We start from the raw sequence: 26,818 nt of genomic DNA on the forward strand, positions 1-26,818 counted from the left end.
GGGAATGGGGCATTGGGAATGGGGCATTGGCGATTAAGTTTTTTCTCTGTTCCCTATTCCCTATGCCCTATTCCCTAATTCCTATTCTTCCAGTAAACTTCTCAACATCCAAGCTGTCTTTTCGTGTACTTGCATCCGCTGAGTCAATAAATCGGCGGTAGGTTCGTCGTTAACTTCCTCTATCACCGGGAAAATAGACCGTGCAGTTCTGACTACGGCTTCTTGTCCTTCCACAAGTTCGCGAATCATCTCCACAGCTTTAGGAACTCCGGGAGTTTCTGGAATCGAACTCAGTTTGGCATATTCGCTGTAGGTTCCTGGTGCAGGATAGCCAAGCGCTCTAATTCTTTCGGCTATTAAATCAACTGCTAAGGCTAATTCTGTATACTGGGTTTCAAACATCAAATGCAATGTTTGAAACATCGGCCCCGTTACATTCCAATGGAAGTTATGAGTTTTCAGATACAGTGTATAAGTGTCAGCTAACAGGTGAGATAAGCCATCGGCAATTTTAGCCCTACTCGCCTCGTCAATGCCGATATTTACATTTTTGACTGTTACTTTCGATGACATAATTTTCTCCTAATTAGGTTATATGTAATGGGGGATTGGAAATTGGGTATAGGAAAGAGGACTTAGGGACAAGGAGAATTGGGGACAAGGGGAAAGACTTGATTGTAAGTTCTAAACTTTTGTCACCTTGTCCCCCTTGTCTCCTTGTCTCCTCTGCTCCCCTGCTCCTTATTCCCCACTCCCATTTTCTATGCCAAGTGCATCTTCAAAACGCTACGGGGTGCTTTACGAACTCTGGCTAAAACGGTTTCCTTGCCTAAACGCTGGCAAGCTTCATACCGATGGCAACCAGAAAAGCCATAATATTGTCCATCTACTTCTAGGACATCAATAGGTTCTTGCTGCCCAATCTCCGCAATCGATTCCATTAAGGCTTGTACTTTATTTGGATCGTTTGTACGCGGCAATGGCCGTTTTATCTGATTTAATGGAATTTCTTGGACTTTTACCATAAAAAGTTTATCCAACTAATTCTGTTTTTTGTCTCTATATAAATCATAGTCATTATGACTTCGTTTTGCAACTAGTATTTAGGGCAAAATTGGTAATGGTATCATTGGAGCATTCATGCGACAAAAAAACCGCACTACAAAGCAATTGGAAAATCAGCTCCAACGACGCATTAAGGGGCAGAAGACCCTTGAGTACTCGCTATCGCTTCCCTATCAGGTAGCCATGAAATTTTCGTTTTGGCGTTTTCCCCACGCTGTGCTTACAACATTTTGTCTATTGGGACTGACTGCTGCATCAGGGCCTGAGAGCAACATCCAGGATATAGAACTGAAAATTGGAATTGTGCAAAGATTTGGCGCCGAAGCCACAGCCAAGCTGCAACTGGAACCCATAAAAGGCGATCGCTTAAAGCTAAAATTTCAAGTGGGCAATAAGCAGCAAGTCCTGTTTACGAAAAATCCTGTAAAGCTGGAAACAGTTATGCAAGCTTTACCCCAGTCAGCAGTCGAAGAAGTAGTAGTTTTGGGCACATACCGCACTTTTGAAACTGCGGAAGACAGTGCTAATAAATGGCGTACTCAGGGAATGGAAGTGGAAATAGCCCAGCCAGAACGCTGGCAGGTTTGGGCTAAACGAGATGTTTACAGCACCCCTTTACTGCGACGCTTGTTATTACAAAACATCCAAGCTTCTACTAAAGAAAAAGTATATCTTGATACTAAAGTTTTGAAGCAAGTGCCGCGAGTGAGTTGGGTGGTGGATGGTAATCGCTATAGCCCAAATAACTTGGAAATTAGCACTGATAAAAACTTAATTCGGGTAAATAAAACCGAAAAACAAGAGTTTGCTCGTCTTTATGCCGGTCGAATGAATTTGCAGCCAAATGCTTATGGCACATATACTCTAGTTAATCAAGTACCTTTAGAAACTTATTTGCGTGGGGTTGTGCCTTACGAAATAGGAACAGATGCACCAAAAGCGGCGCTGGAAGCCCAGGCAATTCTTGCCCGGACTTATGCTTTGAGAAATTTACGTAGGTTTGCCGCAGATAACTATCAGTTGTGTGCTGATACTCACTGCCAAGTTTATTATGGGTTGAAGGGAGCAGCAGCCAAAACAGACCAGGCGATCGCCTCAACTAAGGGTAAAGTACTAACTTATAAAAATGAACTCGTAGACGCCCTGTATTCTTCTACCACTGGTGGCGTCACCGCTTCCTTTAGCGATGTCTGGAATGGCGAAGATCGTCCCTATCTGCGTCCTGTACTGGATGCTCCGACTAATTTTTGGGACTTGTCTAAGCAGAATTTAGCAAATGAAAAGAATTTTCAGAAATTTATTAATACGCAACAAGGATTTAATGAAAGCAAGTGGGATATGTTTCGTTGGCATAAGGAAACGCCTTTAAAAGATATTATCAAGGACTTGCAGAAGTTTTTACTCGTGAAAAACAGTCCCCATGCCAAATTTAAGACAATTCAGGCTATGGCAGTATTGGAGCGCAGCCAGAGTGGACGTATCCTGCAACTTGCGGTTAAAACCGATCGCAGTACCTTTATTTTGTACAAAGACGAAGTTCGCAGTGCTTTTGCCGCTCCTACAAGTACGCTTTTTTACATCGAACCCCTGAACAAAGGCAAACCAGAACTCTGGGGATACGCTTTTATTGGTGGTGGATTAGGACATGGAGTCGGCTTGAGTCAAACTGGCGCTCAAAATTTAGCTAAACTAGGTTGGTCAAGTCCAAAAATTCTCCAATTTTACTATCCTGGTACTCAGATTCAAATTCTCAACAAAGAGACTAAGCTTTAAGCTTATTGGCATTCAAGTTGCATTTTTCGCTAGGAGTCGGGAGTTAAGAAGAGGCAAAAAATAGAGAGGAAACTCCATACTTAAAAAATTAAGCAGGAACACAACATTTACTGCGTTCCTGCCCACCATAAAATTAGACTTTTTTCAAAGTCGCCTTCAGAGGTACACACGGCATTGCATTGCAAGGGTGTTAACTCTAGATATCCTGTTTGTATTTTGTCAACATTAGTAACTCTTGCAAGAGGTTTATGTTTGAGTTGTTTAACTCTTAGTAAAGGTCTTCTTCTTTGTGAGTTTCGATAGTTAAATCAGAGGTTGGGTAGGCGACACAAGTCAGTACATATCCTTTCTCTATTTGTTCATCATCTAAGAATGACTGGTCACTCTGATCGACAGTACCCTTGATGATTTTACCTGCACAGGTCGAGCAAGCACCAGCGCGGCAAGAATAAGGCAAGTCAAGACCACCTTCTTCAGCAGCATCTAGAATATAGGTATCGTCATCAACGTCAATTGTTGTGTTAAGTCCTTCAGCCTCGTTGATTAGTGTCACTTTATAACTTGGCATTGAGAAATCCTCTCTTTTACAAACGGCAGTATAAGTTATCTTAAGGCAAAGGTCACGGCTGTTCTGTGGAATTAGCCGTTGGTTCAAATTTGCTTCAATTCTGATACTACGAGAAAAATTAAACGATGTAACTGGAAATTGAACCCGATTAGTAATGAAATTTAGTTACTTAATCCCGATAAGTTTTCTTTATATTATTTTCGACCCTAGCCAGGTTGTGATTAAAAAAAATTATATAAACAAAACGTAAACATGAGTAAGGTTAATGTTACCGAGATTTTGTAGAACTTACGTAGAAGAGATTCACCAGCTCCTTTAAAAAATAGGGCTGTTTCATTTTCTAATCTGATTTAAATGCGCCCGTTATAACAGTAGAGATATTATTTTTATTTTGCCATTTTTTTGTTCATTATTATATTGACAAATGTCTGACATTATGAATAAAAAAGGGGCTTTTCTTCTGAAGTCTTCCTTTTTGAGTACACGTAATTCTATCTAGCTTCAAATAAAGTCTTATTTATCCTTGAGAGGGTAGGACGAATGTTGTAGAGTCTAGACTGGTGAATCCCATGAAGAGAGAATCTGACTATTAGAAGCGTGGGAAGATCGAGAACAGAACTAATGAGGATCATGTATAATTCAGAAGCAGCTTTGGAAAAAGCAAGAGTGCGTGTAGGTTTGGTAGGTACTGGGTATGCGGCAAAGTTACGGGCTGAGGCATTGTTCCACGATCGGCGATCGCACATAGTCGCAGTTGTTGGTCATACAAGAGAAAAAACCGAAACCTTTGCTAGAGACTACCAGATTCAAGTCTTGAGTACTTGGCAAGAGCTAGTAGGGCGTGAAGATATAGACCTAGTAGCGATCTCTACTGTTAATCGAGATCATGGTGCGATCGCTCGTGCAGCACTTAGCAACGGCAAACATGTGATTGTAGAGTATCCTCTTTCGTTGGATGTATTTGAAGCCGAGGAACTGATTGCCTTAGCCAAAGCACAACAAAAACTCCTACACGTTGAACATCTGGAACTTTTGGGTGGTTTGCATCAAGCTTTGAAGCAAAACTTAGACAAAATTGGTGAGGTATTTTATGTTCGCTACAGCACCATCAATCCTCAAAATCCTGCACCCCGCAAATGGACTTATAACCACGAGTTGTTCGGCTTTCCCTTAATTGGTGCCCTGTCTCGCCTACATCGCCTCATCGATTTATTTGGTACAGTATTTAGTGTTAACTGTCATCAGCGATATTGGGAAATAGAACCGGAATACTACCAAACCTGTTTCTGCACTAGTGAACTGTCCTTTAACAGTGGACTTTTAGCCCAAGTCGTGTATGGCAAAGGCGAAAGTATTTGGCAATCAGAGCGGAAGTTTGAAGTTCACGGTGAAAAAGGTGGTTTAATTTTTGATGGTGACACCGGAATATTCGTCCAGCCAGGGGAAACAACACCTATAGAGGTTGGGCCTCGTCGGGGTTTGTTCGCCAAAGATACGAGTATGGTGTTAGACCATCTTTTTGACGGGACTCCTTTGTACGTTACCCCAGAGGAAAGCTTGTATACCCTGCATGTTGCTGATACTGCACAAAGAGCTGCACAGACAGGGTTAACTATGTTTATGAAAGATACTTTAGATAAAAGTTAATGAAAACTGAACTAATTGTTATTTTATCCCAACGAGAAATAGAGAAAATGCGTCAAGCTGGGCGTTTAGCTGCTAAACTTCTCCAGCATCTAGAACCCTTTGTGAAACCAGGGGTTAGCACTCTCGAACTAAATGATGAAGCCGAACGTTGGACGCAAGCGCATGGAGCAAAAAGCGCACCCCTTGGCTATAAGGGTTATCCTAAATCGATTTGCACCAGTGTAAATGAGGTAATTTGTCACGGCATTCCCAACGCCAAGCAAATCCTTAAGGAAGGTGACATCATTAATATTGATGTCACACCGATTGTTGAAGGTTATCACGGCGATACATCCAAGACATTTTTTGTTGGTTCTCCTTCCCCAAAAACGAGAAAGCTGGTAGAGGTGACAGAAGAATGTTTGCGTCTAGGTATTGCTGAAGTTAAGCCTGGGGCACGCATTGGCGATATTGGTGCAGCCATTCAAGAGTATGCTGAAGGACAAGGCTTTTCTGTAGTGCGAGATTTCGTTGGCCACGGCATCAGTAATATTTTCCATACTGCGCCGGATGTTCCCCACTATGGCACACGCGGTAAGGGCAAGCGCCTCAGAGCAGGGATGGTTTTTACCATTGAGCCAATGATTAATGAAGGTACTTACGAAGTCGAAGTTCTGGGCGATAAGTGGACGGCGGTAACGCGCGATCGCAAGCTTTCTGCTCAATGCGAGCATACCTTAGCTGTAACTGAAGATGGGGTTGAAATCCTTACCTTACCTGAAGGCGAGAATTACTGGGCTGTATGATTAATAATTCATAATTCCTAATTATGGGATTTGCAACTTGATTGGGGACTTCTAAGAAATAAATAGACTTCTTGGCATTTGTCGGGGTAAAGGGGAAGGTGGGGTTCCCTCTGGGGATAAGGGTAAAGAAATTCAAAATCCTTTCCCTTTAACATGAGTCCCTTTTCCCTAAGAGTGCAAAAATATATTTTTGCAAGGTCAAATCTGCGACCAGAGCGTATGCAGAAACTCATGCGTTGCGGCGAATTCGGGGCAGAATCCGGGATTTTACTTCTTGCAGGAATGCTGAAATATAGCACAAGCCTTGGTGGTTAGGACATCAACAGACGATAAAACTTAGACACAAAAAGGCTTTTCACCCAGTCCCCAGTCCCCAGTCCCTTGCTATAACAATCCGGTTTTGCAAATTGTCGTTAAGAAACTGCTGGCGAAGTTTCCGCAGTGGAGTATCGCTTGCGTGGATGGGGTGCTGGTGAATTAGGAGTAGTGAATCTGTACAATCGAGAAGAGTTTGGGCTTGCTGTTTAATACCCAGATACCCTTGCCTAGAGCGTTACCCGGCAATGTAGTTAACTTGATGACACCTCAATGACGTTTTGGGCAAAGCTTTTATAAGCATCGCCCATTTGTTTAGCCACCGAGTCAGGAAAAACGTGAAAATCCCCAGTTTTGAGAGCTTTTATTATCCCCTCTGCCACAAGTGCAGGTGGCTCTGCAACCTCACTCATTCCTGCCGCATCGCTCATATCCGTGGCAATCGGGCCAGGGTGAACACTTAGCACAAGCGTGTCCTGCTTACTCAATAGTTCTCGTAATGTCTGGGTGATTGAATAGGCCGCAGCTTTTGAGGCACAGTAAGTGGCAGAGTCGGGGAAACCCTTGAGCGAAGCAACAGAATTGATTTGGGCAAACACACCACCTCCATTGGCTTTGAGTACTGGGGCAAACGCCTGAGCCATGTAGATCAATCCATATACATTGATGTTCATCTGAAATTCGAGAGCGGCGATCGCATTCTCAGCTAAGGGAGTTCCAGCTTGAAAGACTCCTGCATTATTGATAACTATTTGCACATCTGGGGCAGTTTGAGCAGCAGCAACAATAGATTGGGGATCGCCTAAATCAACCTGAATTGGTACTACCCGATCGCCATATTGTTCAACCAATGAGGAGACACTGTTGAGCTGACGAACAGCCGCATAGACTTTGGTGGCTCCGTGTTCAATAAACGAATCAACTATCGCCTTGCCGATGCCGCGATTTGCGCCCGTAACCAAAATGGTTTTGTCTTTGATGTCGTAGTTCATTTGGATTTCTCCTTATGGTTTTTCACGATCTGAAAAACCTTGGACAATCGCTCTAAGTTAGGGCAAAGAAATTTAGCTGCTCTCTTGAAGAAAGACTGCGGCTTCCACCGCTCCTTCTAGCATGGTATCATCATGCGAATCTAGCAACACCAATTTTTTAGCCGTCTTGGAAGTTTGTGCTTTTGGACACCTCTTCCCAGGCATTGAAAGTTGTTGTTTCGGGAATGAATATTAGCACCAAAAGGATTATTATTGCTGGGGGAATAGTTTATTTTATGGAAGTCCCTAACTATTACCATTGTTAATGACTTGTCGTATCTTTTCACATATTGGGTATTTACTTACCCCACTCAACCTTACCCAAGCTTTAGATCCGGTGAGTGCAACAAATAGCTGGTTACGAAGGCTTGTACTTGGCATAAAATTTGACCGAGACAATTTTAGATTTTAGATGCAAGGATGCAAGGATTAAACTCAAAATCTGTAATCTAAAAAAGGTTTCAAGCCTCTCCATTTATGGAGAATATTTAAAAAAATCATTATTGAAGCGAAGCCTCTTCTTTAAAGGAGAGGTTAATCCAAAATCGGCGTGACCTCTCAAAAGTTTTCAAACCCCCTCTTAGAGTTTAGTATTTATTAATAGTAGTGTACAAACTATTGCACCAAGCATATAAACCATAGACGTGTCAGCATCTTTTAAAAATAGAAGATAAAACATAGACAACACTACAAAAATCAACACTGTTATTTTCAACATAAAACTTAACAATTTCAACTATAAATACCAAAAAATACATCAAAAATATATCTCACGTTTTTTGAAATTGTTGTTTGCAGAAAATAGTTCAATTTCTAATAATATTTAAGACTTTATACCGTTTCTTTGTAAAGCTGCATATATTTACCCCCCAGCTACGCTGTCCCCCCAAGGCATCGGGGGGACTACAGGGGGGTCTTATTATGTACATCTTCATGCAGAATTAGTATTAGCGTGAAAAAATTATTGAATCGCTATTCTTAATATATTTCTCAAGTGATTATTTACCTGATTGTAATTATGACAGTTTTTTTTGTGGTAGTAACTAATCTAGACAAAAGTACCGATACCAAGTACTTTTATCTGTCTAAGTTAAATCTTGGTCAGAAATATGCCGTCTCTATAGCAATCCGATTTGATTTCTGAATTAATCGTAGGGACTAGGGACTGGGGACTGGGGACTGGGGACTGGGAAGAAGGAATAAAGGTGTACTGAGTTTTTTTCACGCAATCAAATATGAGTCCTATAGCATTATTTATTTTATTCTCTGAAAGTCCCTTAGTTAGATAATCTAGATAGTGTGAGCTTCTTTTTATTTTTTAGCAACCCCTAAATCATTGTGTCTCACTCGTTACATTAAGTTCGTTTTGGAGAAGGTTGTTTCTGTTTTGAAACACTAGGCTGAGAATTTAAAAATGGGGGGATGGGACACTCTAGCGTCATGGCGATCGCTCTGAGTAAATCTGCTTCTGAAGGAGTAACTTTGTTATCTAGTAGTACCGTGTGGGCACAAGCATCAACAATAGCTTGTTTGAGTTTGGGAGTGGCAAGACGCAGGCGCTCAATACTTTTCTTTAGTTCAGTAAAATTACAACTTAATGGCATTTCTGGTTTTTCTTGCTCTCCGGCTTTGGGAAGTCGAAAAACTCCAGAACGAAAAGCATAGGCGATGTCTTCAGTGGACGCATCAGGTTGGGAGTGTCCGACACGAGCAATTACGGACAATATTAATAGACTATCTGGCCAAATCTGTTCGATGGAGGTGAATTCTACGGTTGTAGTAGATGCAGGATTTATACTAGGTTGAAGACGATGCCACAGTATTAATTGCAACACAAAATGCCACAGCGATAAACTTCCCGTGGCTACAACTAAACCGTGGACGCATTTGCATAGCCTTTGGCATTCTTTGGCATTTTGGCGCAATATAGGCACTGCCAAATCCACAAGTGGTAAGCGAATTCTAGGATCTAACTGATTAATTTCGCTACTTAATTCCAAGGTTTTCTCTACCAAATCAGCAGGCTGTACCTCTCGTAACCAAGCTATTTGACGTTCTTGTATTTGGAGATTTTCTGTATCTAAGGCTAACGCCAAAGCGATCGCTATTGCACTTTGTTGCTCCCGCGCACCCAAACGCAAAGATTCTGGTAACTGCGATAACAGCGCTTGAGCATGGGCAAAATGCTCTGGTGTAACGCTTCCAACTTGGTTTACAACCTGTTTTGGTGTGGCACTGTCACCACCAGCAAAGCCCATTGTTAGGGATTCTTGGGAAGGGGAACGCATTTGATTGCGAGATGGCATTGCTGCTAAATTGCTGACGTTCAAACCCCCAACGCGGCGGATACGTTCTGCTAAGGGTGGGTGGGTAGAAAACATATCTTCCCAGAAAGAGGGGTTGAGGGCATTGCCAAAAAACATGTGGCTAGAGGCTTCTGCTCCGGGCGATATTAACCGTGAATCCATCTGTTGGAGTTTTTGGAAGACTCCGGTAAGTCCGTTGGGGTTACGAGTGAACTGTACGGCTGAAGCATCAGCGAGAAATTCGCGTTGGCGAGAGACGGCGGCTTTAATCAAGCGTCCGCAAAGTAATCCGATACCGCCAATGGCCATTAGTGCCAAACCAAACGCCCAAATAGGTAAACCCTTGTCTTCCTTTCCTAAGCGGAAGCTATCGCGAAGCCGCCAGAGCAATTCCCCGGTTAAATAAATGAATAAAATCCCATGCAGTAGTCCCACTAAACGCAAATTTAGCCGCATATCTCCATTGAGAATATGACTAAATTCGTGGCCGATGACTCCTTGTAACTCATCCCGGCTCAAGTTTTCCAAAGTTCCACGGGTAACTCCAATTACAGCATCATTGGGCGAAAATCCGGCAGCAAAGGCATTAATACTGGTTTCTTTGTCGAGGAGATAAACTTGTGGGACAGAAATACCAGAAGCGATCGCCATTTCCTCGACAATATTTAATAGTTGTCGCCCTTGTTCGTCGGCCATTTCTGGTAGCAGGAGTCTTCCTCCTAACTCTTGGGCAATGACGCTTCCACCTTGACGGAGACAGGCAATTTTATACAAACTTCCGATGGCGATCGCAATTATTGTAATCCCAGCTACGTAGAGAAATAAGCCTGGATGCCACCAAACACGGGGAGCCATGCGAAACAGAAATAAAGTGGCAATATAAATCGCCATAATCATAACTGCGATCGACAAAGAAAATAATCCGATTAATTGTTGCGTATTTTGGCGTGCCCGATCCTGATGTTCAAAGAAGTTCATAGACACCTAAAAAGATACGCGTGGAGCATTTCTTATTTCTGGGGTAGCTTCGGGGAGCAATTCTGCAACAGTAAAGTTAAATGTATTTGCTACAAGGTTGCTGGGAAAAGATTCGCTCTTGGTGTTGTAAAGTGTCACCGCGTCATTAAAAGCCTGACGGGCAAAAGCAATCCGGTTTTCAGTGGAAGATAATTCTTCCATTACCTGAGTCATGGCGCGATCGGCTTTCAATTCTGGATAAGATTCTGAAAGTACCATCAACCGACTTAACGCACCCGTTAGCGCCCCTTCAGCATTGCCCAACTGTTGCATCGCTTGGGGATCGCCAGGATTTTGTACCGCACGACTGCTAGCATTAATTGCAGAATTCCGAGCGGCAATAACTGCTTCTAAGGTTTCTCGCTCATGTTTCATATACCCTTTGGCAGTTTCCACCAAGTTGGGAATTAAATCATAGCGGCGCTGTAATTGAACATCGATTTGAGAATAAGCATTTTTGTAACGGTTGCGATACTTAACTAAATCGTTGTAGGCATTAATGATAATTACAGCAACAATGGCAACTAAAGCAACAGAAAATATTAAAAGCCCCATATTTTTAGATTATTTCCATCAGGTACTTACTTTTTTGCAGATTTACCAAACACGGTAATCTTGATATCCAGCAAAATTAGTGTGGATATAAAGATGAGTCTACTTGTAGCAAGTTGGCTTCGTCGTCTGTAGAATTAGTTACGCAAGTTTACTGATGTAAGATTTTTAAATAACCGCAGAGGCGCAGAGAACGCAGAGTGAAATAATTTACAACAATTCCAAACTATTTGTGTCTAAGTATTTAGGCATAAATAAATTAAAGTTTGTAATAAACCACATCTAGTTTGCATAATCTGAAATTGTACATTTCTTGTGGGGTGGGCGTCTCGCCCGCCCAATATATGCAAGTTTAATGTGGAACAGCTTAGTAAAGACTTTAGTCCTAATAATCCTTGCTCTGAGCGATAAATCGCTCACTACAAACTAAGAGTTTATTTTATTGTATTTAATTATGTCTACCTACTTACCTACTTATCATCTCTCTTTTCTCTGTGTACTCTGCGCCTCTGCGGTCGATTAAAAATTTTAGCCAGATATATCACCCATGAATCTGAAGAAATAGGGAATAACCACTGACAGCAAAAATAAAAAGGATGGCGGCAGGAAAAATTACTACATCCCTGACAATAAATAAAATCCAATCTTTTCTTAATTCTTGTTTAAACTTGAGTTCTCGCAGTTTTCGCTCAAGTTCTACGTCTTCTTGTGATTGCAAGTTGACAGGTGGCAAAATTAGCGGATTATCGCCTTTGCTGGCAATTCTTTTTGATAAATCTGTTATATCTGTCATGCCGTTGAGATACTGATATTACTTAGTGTCTCATAAAAAAGAGCCAGAGAGTTTTAACTCTCTGGCTCAAAGCTGGAGACAAAAGAATCATCAAATAAAGGCTAACTTGAGTAAGAACCTAAATTCTTCCCAGGTTATGCAACCCTAAAATAGCGCCCACACCTAAGATATGGCCAAAGGCAGCACTTGCTAAAAACGCTGGTACACCAAAATTACCAAGGAAATTGGCTGAGGGTAGTTTTGGTTCTGCGTTGGGATACTTGATGGTAGATTTGCCAAAGGCAATGGCAATGATATTAGCAATAATCATAATCAGTCCAACTGTAGGACTCCATTGCAGAGGTGTGGTTGCAGCAGCGAGTAAGGTTGAAGTTAACACCTAGATTTGCTCCTGAAATTTATTAATGGTTGAAAACATAATCTGAAACTTTCCGAAGCAAATTCAAGAAATTACCCGATTTTGCATCAATATTTAACAGTTATTCTTACTACTTAATACAAAATGAGTTTAATGCAGCGAGCTGATTGTGCTAGTTAGTTTGAATTTCAATGTCTGAAACAAGCGAACCGTTAGTATTGATTTATACTTATAGTTGAATTCAGCAGTAAAATACGCTTTATATCTGGGTAACAGACTTAATTTGCGTACCTCCCAAACTTGAAATCTGCTGTAGATAAAAGTGATTCCGATAAAATTATCCCCGACTTTTTGAAGGATACAGTTGAAGTCAGAAATTTCAGGAGCGGATTCACCTTTCGGTAGATTTAGACAGAATCATCAAAACTGTATATTTGGATGGGATAACACATAATTTGCCGCAAAACCTCATGCCAAATCAGTAATTTCAAGAACGACAGATGAAATTTTGATTGAATTCTAGTTAATTTGTTCCTTAAGTTCCTCAAAAGCCATGACATCCCCTGAGCCTCAAACTGATTTGGGAGAAAAAGCTCCAGAAACGTCATTTGAGCCACCTTCTGGAAAACGGCGGTGGCTTTGGTTGAGTTTAGCCGCACTCTTATTATTAGGGGGCGGAGCAGCTATAGTTTGGCGTTTACTCACTCCACAAAATTCAGCACCTTCAAATGCTAACGTTCAACCTCAAGGGGTAAGAGTCAAAATATCAACAGTACAAAGCGGCATAATTGAGGAAAGTTCAGATTTTATTGCTAGTCTAAAATCCCTGCGCTCAGTGACGCTTCAGCCGAGAATTCAGGGTCAAGTTACCCAGATACTTGTCAAATCTGGAGATCCAGTTGTCCAAGGAGCGCCAATTCTCCAAGTAGATTCTACACCACAGGCAGCGATCGCTAGGAATAATCCTGTGCCTCAAGCATTTTTAATGCAACTGGCAAATGCCCGCGCCACACTCAAATCTTTAGAAGCAGAACGACCCTCTTATGTTGCGAATGTGCAATTGTACCAGCAGAACTACGAAAAGTTTGTCAACCTAGCTGAACAAGGAGCCGTGTCTCGACAGGCTAGCAATCAGTTTGCTAATCGTCTGGCCAATGCTAAGACTAGTCTGGATGCAATAGATTCCAGAATTCAAGCACAACGAGCCTCTATCTTGCAGGCTGAAAAATCTTTGCAGCAATCTAATGTAAATCCTCAAACACAACAGCCCCAGTCTGACAAAATTACCGCTCCTTTTAGTGGCACAGTTGGCAACATCCCTGTGAAAGTCGGTGATTTAGTTAATACTTCTACACCATTAGTTAATATCACCCAAAATCGGCCTTTAGAAGTGAATATCTCTGTGCCGCTACAGCAAGGGCCCCAATTGCGTAAGGGTATGCCAGTAGAGGTGATGAACACACAAGGTCAAAAGCTTGGTAGAAGTAGGATCTTTTTTATTGCACCTAATGCCAGCAATGAAACACAAACGATACTGATTAAAGCACTGTTTGACAACACTAATGGTCAGCTACGTGCAGATCAATTGGTCAGGACTAGAGTGTTCTGGAATCAGCGCCCCGGAGTTTTAATTCCCACAACAGCAATGACTCGTGTAGGTGGGGACACTTTTGTTTATGTAGTTGAAACAGAGATATCTCCCCAAGGTGTATCCCAACAAGTAGCTCGGCAAAGGCGAGTAAAGCTAGGCGAGATCAAAGGTAATAATTACCAAGTTATTGAAGGATTACAGCCAGAAGATAAAGTTATTATTTCAGGGTTGCTCAATCTTAGGGATGGTGTTGCGATCGTTCCAGAATTTTAATCAAGGGGAGTAGCACTTCGACTTCACTCAGTGACCGAGGAGCAAGGGAGAAGTCTCAATCTTGTCTCATAACAATCTTCACTCAAGAGCGTTACTATAGCGATCGCTCTTTGTTGGAGAACTTGTAAAATAGTCTCTAAACTCGACTTTATCCAAAATTAAGAACTTGCTTATCTTGATACGGCAAAAACCCTAGCTTTTTGGCAAAAACTTTTTCCATGTCACTGATTATCGGTTAAATCTAAAAAGTAAAACTACCGTCCCACAAAGGTTTCAGTGTCAGGTTTTGGGTTTCGTAAAAATGGATAAAGTCGAGCTAAAAGGTTGTTTGAAAAGTGGTTGGCTGTGATCTTAGGCACTAACCGATCCCCCCTAGCCCACGCCAGTCGCTCATGGGGGAAACCACGCCAGATGCTCCACTTGGGGAAACCCCAAGACCGCACTGGCTCCCCAAGACCGCGCTGGCTCCCCTTAAAAAGGGGGGAACCGGAATCAAAGTCCCCCAATTTATCGGGGGATTTAGGGGGATCTAGAACGTTTTGTTACCGAGAAGAAAACTTTTCAAACATACTCTAAGTGTCTATCTATGCAATACACTCTGAACTCACTTCCATTCTTTTCTCCTAAAAAGAAATCATTAGTGAAATTGTTTTAAGATATAACTCGTTTTGTCAATAGTGATTACGCTGTAAATTATCTATGCTATTGAGTATCTCATTAAGCTTTATACTAAATTTTATGGCAAGGATGAACGATGCTTTTAAATATGCGTAGGCGTAGCTAGTCTTTTCTATGAAACGCTATGCGAAGGCATCACAGGCTGGAAATTTGCGTTTGTAACCTCAATTTTTACTAAATTTAATCACCATTACTTATTGACAAATGGTTAATGACCTTAACCTGTCACCAATGAGTAAAGGTAAGCAATTACTTGATTACCTAACAGAGGCAAACAATTATGTCAGTGAAAATCATCCAATCTAAGTTTGGTTTAGTTTTAACTTGTTTACTTGGACAAATAATGTTGTTGGCTGCGCCAGTACAAGCTGGAGTGGAGGGCAAAAGCTACGATGTCAATGTTCAGTCAAGTCAGGGAGATAATTTTACTGCTTGTTTTGAATTTAACGCCAATGGTAGCAGCCTTCGCTCTGTTGGACAAGACGCTACTTATGAGCTAAACGCTACTTATAGCCGTACAAATCAAGGTCGGGATCAGAGAAATTGGCAAGCAGTAACAAATCCCAATTCAGAAGAAAGTGTCGCACTTAGCGGTCAGGTAAGAGGAGACTTGATTCCAGATCGGAGGATAAGTGGTAATGCTATCAATTCCAAAGGCACTACTTATACATTTAATGGAACACTCTTATCTGGGGAAGTATGTCCAGAGTTTTTGATTCAAGGGGAAGGTCAAGAAAATCCCTTCTTCAAATAATTTAATCTACGCAGATATGATAAACCAGATGAGCTTTTGGTTAACGAAGACAGACAATTTATAAAAGATGTTTGTAGACTATGGTCAAGACAATACCTGTGTCATCAGCATTTAAATTCTGTCAAGTTCGGTAGGGCGTAGTTTACTGCCGTAGGCATTGTGTTTAGCTCAATGAAGACTCTATAAGTTCAATTTAGCTTCATTTCTCCCGCCTGAGAGTTACTTGAATTCACTGGCGGGATTTTGGCTGGAATCAAGTCGGGAGTTTTAGCAGCGATCGCTAAATTTAATCTTGGTACAGTACCTTTAACAATAGATAATCATTTTAGTTAACCAAAATTAAACTCGATTAATCTATGGCATCAATAACCGGGAAAGTTGCAATTATTACTGGTGCATCGCGGGGAATTGGACGAGCGATCGCACTCAAGTTAGCTGGTAATGGCGCATCTATTGTCGTTAACTATGCAGGGAATGCAGGCAAAGCACAAGAAGTTGTTGCAGAAATTGAAAAGTTGGGAGTAGAAGCGATCGCTATTCAAGCTGATATTAGCAAAGTACCCGACATCAAAAGGTTATTTGAACAAACACTTGAACGTTTTGGTAAAGTCGATATTTTGGTCAATAATGCTGGAATTGCCTTCTATAAACCAATTACTGAGGTGACAGAAGAAGATTTCGACGCGATTTTTGCCATTAATGTCAAAGGCACTTTTTTTGCTTGTCAACAAGCCGCGCAGTACATGACAGAAGGCGGACGGATTATCAATTTTTCCTCATCAACTACGGTGATGATGCTGCCAACTTATAGTGCTTATGTAGGAACCAAGGGTGCTGTTGAACAAATTACGCGGGTACTAGCTAAAGAATTAGGTGCAAAAGCGATCGCAGTTAATGTTATTTCTCCTGGCCCCACGGATACAGAACTATTCCGAGAAGGCAAAACACAAGAACAGATAGATCGTTTAGCGCAAATGGCTGCTTTTAATAAACTGGGAGATGTGCAAGAAATCGCCGATGTAGTAGCGTTTCTCGCTAGCGACGAAGCTAGGTGGATCACTGGGCAAAATATTCGTGTCAACGGTGGAATCGCGTGAGGAAAAGCTCTCCTAACGATCCCCGTTTTCAAACCTCAGTCAGGAATGTGCAACGCCGTAATCGAAATTTAAGTCATGAATTCCAATATCAATCTTTTCACACCAGTTCAACTTGGCCCTTATACTCTACCAAACCGAATCGTAATGGCACCGATGACGCGTTTACGGGCAATTGCAAGTATTCCCAACTCGCTAATGGCAACTTACTACACCCAACGCGCCAGTGCTGGGCTGATCGTTACTGAATGTACAATGGTTTCACCTCTGAGTTTAGGATACATTAACTGTCCAGGAATTTACTCAGAAGAACAAGTGGCAGGATGGCGGTTGATAACTAATGCAGTACACGAACAAGGGGGCAGAATTTTTTTGCAACTTTGGCATTCTGGGAGAGTTTCTCACTCAGCTTTACTTAATGGAGAATTGCCAGTTGCTCCCAGTGCAATCGCAGGGATTGGTTCACTTCACACACCCATAGGTAAAGTATCGTTAGAAACTCCCCGTGCTTTAGAAACTCCAGAAATTACTGAAATTGTCGAGCAATTTCGCAAAGGTGCCGAAAATGCCTTGGCAGCTGGTTTTGATGGGATTGAACTTCACGGTGCATTTGGCTATTTAATCGATCAATTTCTCCAAGATGGCTCGAACCAGCGCACAGATGAGTATGGCGGTTCAATAGAAAAGCGTAGCCGATTCCTCTTAGAAGTTGTGGAAGCAGTTGCTAGCGTTTGGGGTGCAAACCGGGTTGGGATCAAACTTTCGCCAAGTAACACTTTTTATGGAATGCATGACTCCAACCCTCAAGAAACTTTTGGTTATGCTATCAATGCTCTTAACCCCTTTGGACTTGCCTATCTTCACCTGATGGAACCGAACGAAGTCGATTTAGCAACCCGCGAAGTCATGAACCCAGTTACACCCTACTTTCGGCAAATATTCCAAGGTACTTTGATTACTAATGGTGGCTACGATCGCCAAACAGGAGATAGCATTCTTGCTAGTAGCAATGCAGATTTAGTTTCTTTTGGCAAGTTATATCTTGCTAATCCTGACTTACCAAAACGCTTAGAACTTAACGCCTATTTGAACGCTCCAGATCCAAAAACATTTTATGCCCCTGACGCTACAGGATACACCGACTATCCATTTTTAGAACTTCAGACAAATTAAAGCAATCATAGTCATCTCTAAATCAAAAATATAATTTGTCAGTTGTACCATTTTTCGGTTTTATAATTGTCCAAGTAGGAAAACACAGCCGTGCTAGCTTCTGATTAAAACGGATTGCTGAATATGGGATGACATTTGTATAAAGTATTTATAACTTATACAAATAACGGCTGATTATCCGGTTGTAGAGTCTGTGCTTTTGCACTAAATATCACTTATCAGGCATTAAAAAATTATGGATTTGTCTAACTTTACTACACTTCAAAACTTAGAAGCTGCCTTTGGTGGCGAATCGATGGCAAATCGTAAGTATCTGTTTTTCGCAGATGTAGCGCGTCAACTTGGGTTTACAGACTTGGCAAAACTTTTTAAAGAAACAGCAGATCAAGAAACTGAACACGCTTTTGCACATTTTAAGTTACTACATCCAGAACTTGTGGTAGAAGATGCAGCTGCTTTAACTGATGAACAAAAGCGGGAAATTGTATCTCGCTGTTTATCTTTGGCAATTGAAGGCGAGACTTACGAATATACTACAATGTATCCAGATTTTGCCGCAGATGCCCAACGCGATCGCGACAATCCAGCAGCTGAAGAATTTCTCAAACAAGCTCAAGAATCTACCGATCATGCCAATACATTTCGAGAAGCTGCTCACCGTTTTGGCTTGTTAAAATTCATCGAAAATTACCACGCCGATCGCTACGCTGAAGCCTTAGAAGTATTAAATGGAGGACAAGCAGCAACTAGAGTTGCTGGTGAACAACCTAAAACTCGGAAATGGATTTGTAAACAATGCAGCATGATTTACGATCCCGTTGCTGGCGATCCTGATTCGGGAATTGCACCTGGTACACCTTTTGAAGAAATTCCTGAAGACTGGGAATGTCCGATTTGCGGTGCTAGCAAAAAAACCTTTAAACCATTTGAGGAAAAAGTTGCAGCTTAAAACGACAATCAATTAGGCAATCTTTTTTAGCATATAAACGCGAAGCGTCTTAAAAGATACTTCGCGTTCTTGATTTTTTATACGTACAAATTAAATGCGTAACAGCTGAGGTATAGCACAAGCCTTGGTGATTAGGACATCAACAGACGATAAAACTTAGACACAAAAGGGCTTTTCACCCAGTCCCCAGTCCCCAGTCCCCAGTCCCCAGTCCCTTGCTATAATTCGTAATTCCTTTAGGAAGTATAAATCTTCTCAATGCGACGGTCAGGAATCAGCCACATAATTGCGACTAAAACGTACAATGCACAAGCAAACCATGAGTTTACAAAGGCAAGTGGAATTCCCACAGCATAGACAACTACTGATATTTTTCCTTTGAAGTCTTCACCAACTGCGATCGCTAGAGTCGAATCTTTGCCGTGGTGAGAAATCAGGGTACGAGTCAGAATGAAGTAAGCGATCGCATTCAACAACAACACCGTACCATAAAGGGCAACAGGCATGGCGGCAAAGTGATTCTCGCCCATCCAACCAGTGACGAAGGGGATTAGCGACAACCAAAACAGCAGATGCAAATTAGCCCAAAGGATACGCCCATTAACCTGTCGGACTGCTTGTAGTAGGTGATGGTGATTGTTCCAGTAGATGCCGATATAAATAAAACTCAACACATAGCTCAGAAATACTGGGATTAGTGGACGTAGCGCGGCTAAATCGAATCCATGCGGCACTTTGATTTCTAGCACCATGATAGTGATAATGATGGCAATCACCCCATCGCTGAATGCTTCTAATCTCCCTTTTCCCATGTACGCATTCCTTTTCTATTTATTTAAAAGTAAGTTGTGAGACTCTGTACTTTATCGTATCAAGTAGCCGCTGTTGATGAAGATTCTCTGCAAGGGCAAAATCAAAATCTTTAATTCTCACTTGCCAATTTCCGCCGTAATTCCCGAATAGCAGCGCTAGTATTGCGCTCGTAGGCAATTTTTAGAGACTCTGTGACTACTTCTGACACATTGATGTTAGGGAAATAACGGCTATTGGTTTCAACAGTGTAGCGATCGCCCTGCAATCTGTAAATTACCAGCTGGTTTTTCCTAAACAACCAAACTTCTGGTACTCGATAAGGTAGGTAGTCATTAACATCGGTGTAGCTGGTGATGTCTATCTCCACCACTAAATCGGGTGATGGATCGACACCCCAATTGATGCGATCTTTACCTGCGATTGCTTCCCAGTTTTCAATATAAAAACAGTAGTCTGGTTCTATACCACTTTTCTGTGGTAGTTCCATTGTGATTGGGGTAAATGCCTCGTATTCTCGTCCCAAACAATCGAGCAAAACTTTGACTACATCTGCAATTACACTTACTTTGCGCCCATGTTCTGGTAGCGGTGCCATCAAGAGAATTTCTCCATCTCGATATTTAATACGAGGCGAGGAGCGATCGCCTAGTTGTTCATTGAGTGCTTGATAATCTTGCCAGCTTCCAGGTAGGCGTACTACTGCGCCTGGGGGCAAATGGATTGTATCGGGTGTGACAACAGCAAACATAGAACTGATACCTCTACCTCAACTGTAATGCTTTAGATAAACTGTAGCTATACTTCGAGGATAATAACTGTTAAGCGCTGCAACAAAGTTTTAGTTTTATGGGAATCACAGGTGAGATTAAGCAGATTTCTGCATCGACACTTGAATTATTGAAAGAAGATCCACTTCTTGTTAAGGTATTTCGTGATGCTCAATGGTTGCCAGAATCCGCTCTTTGGCAACGAGAAACTTATTGGTTAGGATATGAGACAATCAAAAAAGAAGCAAGGGCGCGGTTTGATAAATTACCTAAAAGTCAGGGTTTAAGTAGGTTTATTCCTGGAAATCGCCGACAGTGGAAAAAGAATTATGATTGGCAAACGCTAGAACAACAGTTTCTCGCAGAATGGGAAAATCCCGAACTAGATTTACACAAATATTGGTTAGAACTGACATTTCTATTAGCTGGTTATGTTCCAGGTTATTATGCTACATCTCAAGGAAAAATTCCAGAATTGAAAGTAGATCAAGGATATAAAAAAGATTTTCTACCATTTTCAGTGATAGAAAATTCTGTGTGGGATGGTATGCCTTTGGTTAATGCCTTTGGTGCTGGTAAAGAAATCGGTGATGAAAATACAACGAGTTACGGCCCTATGAGGTATCTATCCCCAGGTGATGAAGTTGGAGAAATTCTGGATGGGTTATTAGAACTTTCACAAGAGGGGTTCCAGAATCGTTTCATCCGAGAATCACAGAAATCAGAACTAGTACCCTGGATTGACTGGTCTGAAGAAGAAATGTTGGATTGTATGACAGATTACTACAATGAGATTGTTGATTACTACCAGAGTGCTGTCAGGCAGCACAAAGCTCTCCTACTTTACCTCACTTAATTTCTGTAATATTTTAAATATCAATTGCTGCGGCTGAAAAATACAGCAGCTATAACAATGAAACCTAAAAGTGCTATAGGAACCCAGAGATTAGGGACATCCGATAAACTCATAAATGACTTCCAAATAAATATGATATATGAGGCAGATTGCAATAGACAGTTGCTACTTGATAAATCAACTTTTAAGTAAGCCTTCTTTTAACTTCCTCAGCTAGATTTTCTAGTAGTACTTCTACTTGCTCGCCTGTTTTCAAATCTTTGAGCGATGACTTTTGTGTTGCTGCTTCTTCAGAACCAATAATTACGCAAAATTGAATTCCTTGCTTCTCTGCTAATTGAAATTGTTTACCCAAGGGACGCTTATCAAAGTTAGTTATGACGTTAATTCCCGCCTGACGCAGACGTTGAGAAACTTTTAAATAAGTAGGCATTAAATCTTCCTGCATATTCACTACCATCACTTGGGCTGGTGTAGCAGCTAAGGTATTTAGAATACCAGCTTTTAACAAACGACTAATTAAGCGAGTTAAGCCGATAGAAATACCGACACCAGGCATCTTTTCGCCCAAGAAGACCCCGACTAATTCTTCATATCTACCACCAGAACAAATACTACCTAAAGCTTCATGCCCTAATAGAGTTGTTTCGTAAACTGTACCAGTATAGTAATCAAGACCACGGGCAATGGATAAATCAATACAGAAACGATTTTCGGCAACTCCGAGATTACGCACTCCAGTAATTACCGTTTCTAATTCGCTAACTCCTAAACTCAATTGCTCAGTTTCTAGCAGATTTTGGGCAAGGTGCTTGAGCTTATCTAAGACTTCATCAACAGAACCGTCTATTTTGATAAATTCAATGATTTTTTGCGCCTGCTCTACTGAAATTCCTTCTTTTTCTAAATCTTGTTTGACTTTACTTTCACCAATTTTTTCTAGAGTATCAACAATACCAATACAAGATTTTATTTGATTTTCAGCAATACCCAATGATTTAAAGAAACCAGTAAGAACTTTACGGTTATTGATGTGAATCAGAAAATCACCAATATTAATTGCTTCAAATATCTCAGTGATAATTGCAGGCATCTGAGCATCATAGAGCAAGCTGAGTTCGCGACGAGCAACTACATCAATATCACACTGACGGAACTGACGAAAACGCCCATCTTTCGCCCGTTCTCCCCGAAAAACTACATCAGTTTGATAACGAGCAAAGGGAAAGGTTAATTCATTCAGATGACGGGCAATATACGCTGCTAAAGGAACTGTTTGATCGAACTTTAAAGCTCTGGCTTCCGAACCAGTTTCACCCGATTTATCTCTCTCGGCTTGTCGATTTGGTGGCAATATGGGATTTATTCCATAAATGATATTATCGCCTTGATTACCTTTAGCTTGTAGCACTTCTAAACGTTCTACAGCAGGTGTTTCGATGGGCGTAAATCCATAGCTTTCAAAAACTCTACGGATGATATCTAGCAAATATAATTCTAGACGCTTTTCGCTAGGCAGAAATTCTGGAAACCCGCTAGGGGTAGAAAAGTTTATTTTGTCACCTTTGGCCATGCGTATACCTTACTAAGTTGAAATTTGAGATGAGAGTTATATCATGTCTAGTTGATTACTGAAACCCCTGACAGATTTTACTCCTATGTCTATTTTATTCGTTCTTCTTGCACCAATGTACGTTGATAGAGTTGATCGTTCTTAAACCAATGCCAGGTACGGAAACGATAGTTATTGCAAGGACTGAGGTAAATCACCTCATACAAGTAAGCACTCGGAGCCTTCTTAAAAGTAAATCGGAACATAATAGTTGCATCGTCTACTTCCCAAGCATTACCCTTAAGGCGTTCAGTGTCAAACCATACTTTGTTATCTCGATATAAACCAGGAAAATGATGTTCTTCTTGTTTGCCATTAGGCCATTTATAGCGATTTATTTGGTAGTATGAATAAGGAGGGTTTTCAATAAATTTGCAGCTTAAATGAGAAGTATATTTATCTAAAATTTTTCCTTCTGTATCAACTAGTGTATAAGAACCAGACCACTCTCCTTCTTGACGGGCCATTAGGGGCATTTCTATTTTCATGATAGACATGTTAAACTCCTATTTCTATAAGCTTTATTAGAGACTATTATTTTTCTTGTTATGAATTATCTATTATCCCTTCAGTATTCTTGATTATTAAACCACCAGGGGTCACTCATTGAGTTAGTTTTTAATCAAAATAGCTTTTTTTGGCATGAACCGTTTCAGCGCCGCTGCACCCATACGTGACTGTCTCAAACCGGAGAATTTGAAAGCGTTTTTGTCTGCCTCATGCATGATGGCTGTGAGTCCAGCATCGTTGATACTAATAGCACCTGCATCTATCTGGTAGGCAACTTCTAAGGCTTCTGTTTCTGAGGCAAATACAGCAGCACTTAATCAGTGCGGGCACGATTGTTATTATCAGGACTAATATTCCTTCTCGAATAAGTGAGCTACAACTTAATTATGTTCGCATATTATGAGTAGAGAGTGGGGAAGGTTATCAAAGACAGCTTTATTAATCATCGCTGGCGTAAATTCTTTAGATAAACTGGCAAAACCAATACTACACGCTGCCATGACATCGCTGTGGCCGCCAAAAATTGAGAGAGTTTGCGTGGCTAGCGATCGCCTTACGATCTATCCAGTTGAGCAAATTCATATCTAGCAACCTTTTTGGCCTTTCTTATCCGTCGAACCCACACCAATTAATGCCGAAATCCTGACTGAAAATTCTGCAATGCAAAATTCTGTTTTTCTTGCAAGCGATGCCTGCGGCGGGCTACGCCTACGCGTTTGTCGTCGGCTTCTAATGTTCCGGTTAAACGGCTGCAAGTAACCTCTGTATCCACACAAATATCTTTCGCCAGTCCCGTCGCCTGCGATCGCTAGTTGACGGTTTTATTGTCCACGTCCTGGCTTGCAATCTGCAAAACCCAACGCCTCTGTGTCGAGAAAACTTGCGATCGCCATCTCAATAACTGCTTCGATTGGATATTCAATTTCAGTAGCACGAGCAATTAGAGCGGCGCGAATTCTTTCAGGTAAGCATCCTAAAATAACTTCGGCATCATTGGGGGAAAGTTGCTCTTGGAGTTTTGCTTGCATCGCTTTACTACCCTTCGGTTGGAATTTGGACGTTGTAAGGAGGTTCGGTGGCTCTTAAAATAATGGCTTCTAGCTCCAATAGTAACGTAGGGTTTTCCCAATATGAAATCAATTGCACTGCGATTCGCACATCTTCATCGTTATACTTATCGAGCCACGCCCACAAAAAAGCTTTATGTCCACCACTGAAACGCCCCCGCAAGCTCTTGGTTTTACCGATGTATAGCAATCCCTCAGTCCTGTGCCTGATTGCATAGATGCCAGGACGAGCCGGAATGGTCGCAAAATCACGGCTCAAGGGTTGGCATTGCTCAAAGGGAATAAAGGCGATCGCATCCAGAATTTTCCGAGCTTGAGCTTGAAGTTCAGAATCATTTGTCGGCATGAAGACGAGAGGGGTGATTGCACAGAAATCATACTCTCACGAATTCAGTCATTTTCAAGCCCTTCCCAAAGTTGAGCAACTGGGATAGTTTGCCCAGTCATGGCTTCGTGCCAAGCTTGCCGGAAATCTGCTAAGACTTCTACTTGAGATTGATCGTTTAGAATTTCCTCTTCTGAAATTAGAATAATAACTTCTACGCGACTGTTTTTATCTGTCATGAGAGGATAATCTAAGGTTAGCTGCCCTTGCTCATTAATCGTTGCCATGACTTTAACTGCTTTCATTGCTATTCCAAAATGTTAAGTAGTAGTGGTTAGGTTAATGTCCAAGTGTTTTATGAACGAATGGACTTGTTTTGTGAACAATAGACTTGTTTTATGAACGAATGGATTTGTGTTGTGACGAATAGATTTGTGTTGTGACGAATGGACTTGTGTTATGAACGAATGGACTTGTGTTCTGAACCAAAACCATCAAAATTCTTCCAGATGCTTTGATTATCGTGGACGAAACTGTGGCAGAGGCGATCGCCTCTAGTAAAATAGATATTTTGAACAAGATGCGAATGCAATGCCAACTCTTGGAAACGCTTTGCGTAGCTTGCTTCTTTAAAGGAGTACGGCGGCAAGCTACGCCATTGGTTACGGTAATCAGTTGCATAGTGACGATCGCATTGGTCACTCCCCATTTTCAAACCACCAAGGGTCATTAGTAGCATTAGTTTTAATCAAAATAGCTTTTTTTCGCATAAATCGTTTCATCGCTGCTGCACCTATGCGTGACTGTCCCAAACCGGAGAATTTGAAGGGGTTTTTCTCTCCCTCATGCATGATGGCGGTGAGTCCAGCATCGTTGATACTAATAGCACCTGCATCTATTTGGTATGCAACTTCTAAGGCTTCTGTTTCTGAGGCAAATACAGCAGCACTTAATCCATAGATTGAGTCATTGGCTAAAGAGATTGCTTCACCTACTACAGAAAAAGGCATGACTGGCATAATCGGGCCAAAAGTCTCTTCAGTCATGACTTTCATGGAATGATTAACTTGGGTAAGCACTGTTGGACGACACCACCAACCCCCACCTAAATCCTCGATGACACCACCGCAGTGAATTACTGCTCCTTTTTCCACTGCATCTAGAAGATGATCGCTAATGATGGCTGCTTGTCTTTCGGCAATAATCGGGCCAATTTCTCCACTTTCGACTGTGGGATAGGCTAGCTCAAGGCGATGTGCTTTGGCTACTAGTTGATGGTAAAACTTTTCAAATATCGAGTCTGCAACGTAAATTCGCTCAATTGAGAGGCATGACTGCCCGGTGTTGACAACAGAACTCCACAAGATTGCTGAGGTTGCTAATTCTAAGTTGGCTGATTCTAAAACGATCGCTGGATCTTTTCCTCCTAATTCCAAAAAAGCTGGAATAAACTGTTTTGCAGCTGCTTGTGCAACTTTTCTCCCTGTGGCTACACTGCCTGTAAAACATACCAAATCTACATTTTCAATTAAAAGAGATCCGGTTGCACCTGCTCCTTCGACAAAAGTTAATACCTCGTGCAGTTTGGGAACAGTGTTGAGTGCTGTAATTAGTGGTGCTACAAAGCGGGGAGTGATTTCACTGGGTTTAACAATGACAGCACAACCTGCCAACAACGCCGGAATGGTATCAACAGTAGACAGTGACAGGGGAAAATTCCACGGGCTAATTACCCCAACTAAGGGATAAGGAACAGATGTTTGTTGCAAGGCAATAAAGGGAATGGCTGTATTTTTTGCCGATTCTTGCAGCAATTCTGGTGCTAACCGACACCAGCGATCGATGCTGGAGAGGAAGGAGTCTATTTCTAATACCGAGGCTGACAATCTTCCTGTATCATTTACCAAAGCTTCCGTGAGGCGATCGCGTCCAGATATTATCGCATCCTTCCACTGCTGTAAAGCTTCAATTCTCCCCTCTAAGCCCAATTTCTGCCAGCGAACTTGTGCCCGGCGCGTCCGCTTACATTGCTGTACCACCAGCCTTGGAGGCGGCGGGATAATTACGTAATCAAATTTGCCAGTTCGGGGATTGCGGACTTCTATTGGTTTTGTCATTTGTCATTTGTCATTTGTCATTTGTTATT

Annotated in this window: 28 protein-coding genes and 1 pseudogene; 10 read left to right on the forward strand and 19 right to left on the reverse strand. The window is 41.6% G+C overall.

What is annotated here, in order from left to right:
• Positions 1–81 precede the first annotated feature (81 nt).
• Both RMZ95_RS12975 and RMZ95_RS12980 read right to left on the reverse strand, forming a co-directional pair.
• A complete protein-coding gene (locus RMZ95_RS12975; RefSeq protein ID WP_289799395.1) occupies positions 82–573 on the reverse strand; it encodes a Dps family protein in 492 nt (163 codons plus the stop codon).
• A gap of 188 nt (positions 574–761) precedes the next feature.
• Entirely contained in the window at positions 762–1,025 is a 264-nt protein-coding gene (locus tag RMZ95_RS12980; protein WP_104907642.1) for a ParB N-terminal domain-containing protein, read from the reverse strand.
• Positions 1,026–1,140: 115 nt separating this feature from the next.
• On the opposite strand from RMZ95_RS12980, the gene RMZ95_RS12985 reads away from it, so the two are divergent.
• Positions 1,141–2,838 carry a SpoIID/LytB domain-containing protein gene (locus RMZ95_RS12985; protein WP_322684102.1) on the forward strand — a complete coding sequence of 566 codons (1,698 nt, stop codon included), beginning with the start codon at positions 1,141–1,143 and terminating at the stop codon, positions 2,836–2,838.
• 268 nt (positions 2,839–3,106) lie between these two features.
• Here RMZ95_RS12985 and RMZ95_RS12990 read toward each other — a convergent pair whose 3' ends face one another.
• Positions 3,107–3,406 (reverse strand): ferredoxin, encoded by a 300-nt coding sequence (locus RMZ95_RS12990; protein WP_322675522.1) that lies wholly within the window; start codon positions 3,404–3,406, stop codon positions 3,107–3,109.
• Between the two features lie 630 nt (positions 3,407–4,036).
• Between RMZ95_RS12990 and RMZ95_RS12995 the strand changes: the two genes are divergently transcribed.
• Both RMZ95_RS12995 and map read left to right on the forward strand, forming a co-directional pair.
• Positions 4,037–5,053, forward strand: coding sequence for a Gfo/Idh/MocA family oxidoreductase (locus RMZ95_RS12995; RefSeq protein WP_322684103.1), 1,017 nt, complete (start codon positions 4,037–4,039; stop codon positions 5,051–5,053).
• On the forward strand, positions 5,053–5,838 hold the full coding sequence (gene map, locus RMZ95_RS13000) for a type I methionyl aminopeptidase (protein ID WP_322684104.1): 786 nt from the start codon (positions 5,053–5,055) through the stop codon (positions 5,836–5,838). Before RMZ95_RS12995 ends, map begins: the two co-directional genes overlap by 1 nt.
• 569 nt (positions 5,839–6,407) lie before the next feature.
• Here map and RMZ95_RS13005 read toward each other — a convergent pair.
• The 5 genes from RMZ95_RS13005 to psaK all read right to left on the reverse strand — a co-directional run bounded on the left by RMZ95_RS13005 (position 6,408) and on the right by psaK (position 12,231).
• Complete coding sequence (locus tag RMZ95_RS13005) at positions 6,408–7,145, reverse strand: SDR family oxidoreductase (RefSeq protein ID WP_322684105.1); 738 nt, start codon at positions 7,143–7,145, stop codon at positions 6,408–6,410.
• Between the two features lie 1,394 nt (positions 7,146–8,539).
• Positions 8,540–10,468, reverse strand: coding sequence for a M48 family metallopeptidase (locus RMZ95_RS13010; RefSeq protein WP_322684106.1), 1,929 nt, complete (start codon positions 10,466–10,468; stop codon positions 8,540–8,542).
• 6 nt (positions 10,469–10,474) lie between these two features.
• Positions 10,475–11,062, reverse strand: coding sequence for a LemA family protein (locus tag RMZ95_RS13015; RefSeq protein WP_322675516.1), 588 nt, complete (start codon positions 11,060–11,062; stop codon positions 10,475–10,477).
• 538 nt (positions 11,063–11,600) lie between these two features.
• Positions 11,601–11,852 (reverse strand): hypothetical protein, encoded by a 252-nt coding sequence (locus RMZ95_RS13020; RefSeq protein WP_322684107.1) that lies wholly within the window; start codon positions 11,850–11,852, stop codon positions 11,601–11,603.
• A 118-nt stretch (positions 11,853–11,970) separates the two neighbouring features.
• Complete coding sequence (gene psaK, locus RMZ95_RS13025) at positions 11,971–12,231, reverse strand: photosystem I reaction center subunit PsaK (protein ID WP_322675514.1); 261 nt, start codon at positions 12,229–12,231, stop codon at positions 11,971–11,973.
• 532 nt (positions 12,232–12,763) lie between these two features.
• Here psaK and RMZ95_RS13030 point away from each other — a divergent pair.
• From RMZ95_RS13030 to RMZ95_RS13050, 5 genes are all read left to right on the forward strand, one after another.
• Entirely contained in the window at positions 12,764–14,074 is a 1,311-nt protein-coding gene (locus RMZ95_RS13030) for an efflux RND transporter periplasmic adaptor subunit (protein ID WP_322684108.1), read from the forward strand.
• A gap of 958 nt (positions 14,075–15,032) precedes the next feature.
• Positions 15,033–15,506, forward strand: coding sequence for a hypothetical protein (locus tag RMZ95_RS13035; protein ID WP_322672306.1), 474 nt, complete (start codon positions 15,033–15,035; stop codon positions 15,504–15,506).
• Between the two features lie 356 nt (positions 15,507–15,862).
• The gene (locus RMZ95_RS13040; protein ID WP_322684109.1) at positions 15,863–16,603 is read left to right on the forward strand and encodes an SDR family oxidoreductase; all 741 of its coding nucleotides are present in this window, start codon (positions 15,863–15,865) and stop codon (positions 16,601–16,603) included.
• A gap of 75 nt (positions 16,604–16,678) precedes the next feature.
• Positions 16,679–17,773, forward strand: coding sequence for an alkene reductase (locus RMZ95_RS13045; RefSeq protein WP_322684110.1), 1,095 nt, complete (start codon positions 16,679–16,681; stop codon positions 17,771–17,773).
• Between the two features lie 235 nt (positions 17,774–18,008).
• A complete protein-coding gene (locus RMZ95_RS13050; RefSeq protein ID WP_322672309.1) occupies positions 18,009–18,722 on the forward strand; it encodes a rubrerythrin family protein in 714 nt (237 codons plus the stop codon).
• Positions 18,723–18,958: 236 nt separating this feature from the next.
• Here RMZ95_RS13050 and RMZ95_RS13055 read toward each other — a convergent pair whose 3' ends face one another.
• The gene (locus tag RMZ95_RS13055; protein WP_322684111.1) at positions 18,959–19,534 is read right to left on the reverse strand and encodes a TMEM175 family protein; all 576 of its coding nucleotides are present in this window, start codon (positions 19,532–19,534) and stop codon (positions 18,959–18,961) included.
• A 110-nt stretch (positions 19,535–19,644) separates the two neighbouring features.
• A complete protein-coding gene (locus RMZ95_RS13060) occupies positions 19,645–20,283 on the reverse strand; it encodes a Uma2 family endonuclease (protein WP_322684112.1) in 639 nt (212 codons plus the stop codon).
• Between the two features lie 98 nt (positions 20,284–20,381).
• On the opposite strand from RMZ95_RS13060, the gene RMZ95_RS13065 reads away from it, so the two are divergent.
• Complete coding sequence (locus RMZ95_RS13065; RefSeq protein WP_322684113.1) at positions 20,382–21,158, forward strand: DUF1877 family protein; 777 nt, start codon at positions 20,382–20,384, stop codon at positions 21,156–21,158.
• 184 nt (positions 21,159–21,342) lie between these two features.
• On the opposite strand, the gene hisS is transcribed toward RMZ95_RS13065, so the two are convergent.
• From hisS to RMZ95_RS13080, 3 genes and pseudogenes are all read right to left on the reverse strand, one after another.
• Positions 21,343–22,731: a histidine--tRNA ligase gene (hisS, locus tag RMZ95_RS13070; protein WP_322684114.1), complete on the reverse strand. Its 1,389-nt coding sequence runs from the start codon at positions 22,729–22,731 to the stop codon at positions 21,343–21,345.
• Positions 22,732–22,820: 89 nt separating this feature from the next.
• Positions 22,821–23,267, reverse strand: a complete 447-nt coding sequence (locus tag RMZ95_RS13075; protein ID WP_322684115.1) for a DUF3598 family protein — start codon at positions 23,265–23,267, stop codon at positions 22,821–22,823.
• A gap of 71 nt (positions 23,268–23,338) precedes the next feature.
• Positions 23,339–23,597 (reverse strand): annotated as a pseudogene (locus tag RMZ95_RS13080) (aldehyde dehydrogenase); the annotation flags it as partial.
• A gap of 82 nt (positions 23,598–23,679) precedes the next feature.
• Between RMZ95_RS13080 and RMZ95_RS13085 the strand changes: the two are divergent.
• Entirely contained in the window at positions 23,680–23,868 is a 189-nt protein-coding gene (locus RMZ95_RS13085) for a hypothetical protein (protein ID WP_322672314.1), read from the forward strand.
• A gap of 40 nt (positions 23,869–23,908) precedes the next feature.
• Here the strand turns inward: RMZ95_RS13085 and RMZ95_RS13090 are convergent, their stop codons facing one another.
• The 6 genes from RMZ95_RS13090 to RMZ95_RS13115 form a co-directional block, all read right to left on the reverse strand.
• Positions 23,909–24,052 (reverse strand): hypothetical protein, encoded by a 144-nt coding sequence (locus tag RMZ95_RS13090; RefSeq protein WP_322684116.1) that lies wholly within the window; start codon positions 24,050–24,052, stop codon positions 23,909–23,911.
• Positions 24,053–24,101: 49 nt separating this feature from the next.
• Entirely contained in the window at positions 24,102–24,308 is a 207-nt protein-coding gene (locus RMZ95_RS13095) for a hypothetical protein (RefSeq protein WP_104907658.1), read from the reverse strand.
• A 7-nt stretch (positions 24,309–24,315) separates the two neighbouring features.
• A complete protein-coding gene (locus RMZ95_RS13100) occupies positions 24,316–24,693 on the reverse strand; it encodes a GIY-YIG nuclease family protein (protein ID WP_322684117.1) in 378 nt (125 codons plus the stop codon).
• Positions 24,694–24,737: 44 nt separating this feature from the next.
• The gene (locus tag RMZ95_RS13105; protein ID WP_322684118.1) at positions 24,738–24,977 is read right to left on the reverse strand and encodes a hypothetical protein; all 240 of its coding nucleotides are present in this window, start codon (positions 24,975–24,977) and stop codon (positions 24,738–24,740) included.
• A gap of 152 nt (positions 24,978–25,129) precedes the next feature.
• On the reverse strand, positions 25,130–25,381 hold the full coding sequence (locus RMZ95_RS13110; protein ID WP_322684119.1) for a hypothetical protein: 252 nt from the start codon (positions 25,379–25,381) through the stop codon (positions 25,130–25,132).
• A complete protein-coding gene (locus tag RMZ95_RS13115) occupies positions 25,371–26,789 on the reverse strand; it encodes an aldehyde dehydrogenase family protein (protein WP_322684120.1) in 1,419 nt (472 codons plus the stop codon). The genes RMZ95_RS13110 and RMZ95_RS13115 overlap by 11 nt, the downstream gene beginning before the upstream one ends.
• Between the last annotated feature and the right edge of the window lie 29 nt (positions 26,790–26,818).

This window comes from Nostoc sp. DedQUE07 (assembly GCF_034530975.2).
In the GTDB taxonomy this organism is placed as follows: domain Bacteria; phylum Cyanobacteriota; class Cyanobacteriia; order Cyanobacteriales; family Nostocaceae; genus Nostoc.

What these genes read in the sequence shown, in the direction of transcription:
- RMZ95_RS13105 (WP_322684118.1), bottom strand. Translation starts at nt 24,977, where the DNA reads ATGAAAGCAGTTAAAGTCATGGCAACGATTAATGAGCAAGGGCAGCTA.
- RMZ95_RS12995 (WP_322684103.1), top strand. Translation starts at nt 4,037, where the DNA reads ATGTATAATTCAGAAGCAGCTTTGGAAAAAGCAAGAGTGCGTGTAGGT.
- RMZ95_RS13010 (WP_322684106.1), bottom strand. Translation starts at nt 10,468, where the DNA reads ATGAACTTCTTTGAACATCAGGATCGGGCACGCCAAAATACGCAACAA.
- hisS (WP_322684114.1), bottom strand. Translation starts at nt 22,731, where the DNA reads ATGGCCAAAGGTGACAAAATAAACTTTTCTACCCCTAGCGGGTTTCCA.
- RMZ95_RS13075 (WP_322684115.1), bottom strand. Translation starts at nt 23,267, where the DNA reads ATGTCTATCATGAAAATAGAAATGCCCCTAATGGCCCGTCAAGAAGGA.
- RMZ95_RS12975 (WP_289799395.1), bottom strand. Translation starts at nt 573, where the DNA reads ATGTCATCGAAAGTAACAGTCAAAAATGTAAATATCGGCATTGACGAG.
- RMZ95_RS13005 (WP_322684105.1), bottom strand. Translation starts at nt 7,145, where the DNA reads ATGAACTACGACATCAAAGACAAAACCATTTTGGTTACGGGCGCAAAT.
- RMZ95_RS12980 (WP_104907642.1), bottom strand. Translation starts at nt 1,025, where the DNA reads ATGGTAAAAGTCCAAGAAATTCCATTAAATCAGATAAAACGGCCATTG.
- RMZ95_RS13110 (WP_322684119.1), bottom strand. Translation starts at nt 25,381, where the DNA reads ATGGGGAGTGACCAATGCGATCGTCACTATGCAACTGATTACCGTAAC.
- RMZ95_RS13035 (WP_322672306.1), top strand. Translation starts at nt 15,033, where the DNA reads ATGTCAGTGAAAATCATCCAATCTAAGTTTGGTTTAGTTTTAACTTGT.
- RMZ95_RS13100 (WP_322684117.1), bottom strand. Translation starts at nt 24,693, where the DNA reads ATGCCGACAAATGATTCTGAACTTCAAGCTCAAGCTCGGAAAATTCTG.
- RMZ95_RS12990 (WP_322675522.1), bottom strand. Translation starts at nt 3,406, where the DNA reads ATGCCAAGTTATAAAGTGACACTAATCAACGAGGCTGAAGGACTTAAC.
- RMZ95_RS13040 (WP_322684109.1), top strand. Translation starts at nt 15,863, where the DNA reads ATGGCATCAATAACCGGGAAAGTTGCAATTATTACTGGTGCATCGCGG.
- RMZ95_RS13050 (WP_322672309.1), top strand. Translation starts at nt 18,009, where the DNA reads ATGGATTTGTCTAACTTTACTACACTTCAAAACTTAGAAGCTGCCTTT.
- RMZ95_RS13030 (WP_322684108.1), top strand. Translation starts at nt 12,764, where the DNA reads ATGACATCCCCTGAGCCTCAAACTGATTTGGGAGAAAAAGCTCCAGAA.
- RMZ95_RS13095 (WP_104907658.1), bottom strand. Translation starts at nt 24,308, where the DNA reads ATGCAAGCAAAACTCCAAGAGCAACTTTCCCCCAATGATGCCGAAGTT.
- RMZ95_RS13065 (WP_322684113.1), top strand. Translation starts at nt 20,382, where the DNA reads ATGGGAATCACAGGTGAGATTAAGCAGATTTCTGCATCGACACTTGAA.
- map (WP_322684104.1), top strand. Translation starts at nt 5,053, where the DNA reads ATGAAAACTGAACTAATTGTTATTTTATCCCAACGAGAAATAGAGAAA.
- RMZ95_RS13055 (WP_322684111.1), bottom strand. Translation starts at nt 19,534, where the DNA reads ATGGGAAAAGGGAGATTAGAAGCATTCAGCGATGGGGTGATTGCCATC.
- RMZ95_RS12985 (WP_322684102.1), top strand. Translation starts at nt 1,141, where the DNA reads ATGCGACAAAAAAACCGCACTACAAAGCAATTGGAAAATCAGCTCCAA.
- RMZ95_RS13045 (WP_322684110.1), top strand. Translation starts at nt 16,679, where the DNA reads ATGAATTCCAATATCAATCTTTTCACACCAGTTCAACTTGGCCCTTAT.
- RMZ95_RS13015 (WP_322675516.1), bottom strand. Translation starts at nt 11,062, where the DNA reads ATGGGGCTTTTAATATTTTCTGTTGCTTTAGTTGCCATTGTTGCTGTA.
- RMZ95_RS13060 (WP_322684112.1), bottom strand. Translation starts at nt 20,283, where the DNA reads ATGTTTGCTGTTGTCACACCCGATACAATCCATTTGCCCCCAGGCGCA.
- RMZ95_RS13020 (WP_322684107.1), bottom strand. Translation starts at nt 11,852, where the DNA reads ATGACAGATATAACAGATTTATCAAAAAGAATTGCCAGCAAAGGCGAT.
- RMZ95_RS13085 (WP_322672314.1), top strand. Translation starts at nt 23,680, where the DNA reads ATGAGTAGAGAGTGGGGAAGGTTATCAAAGACAGCTTTATTAATCATC.
- RMZ95_RS13115 (WP_322684120.1), bottom strand. Translation starts at nt 26,789, where the DNA reads ATGACAAAACCAATAGAAGTCCGCAATCCCCGAACTGGCAAATTTGAT.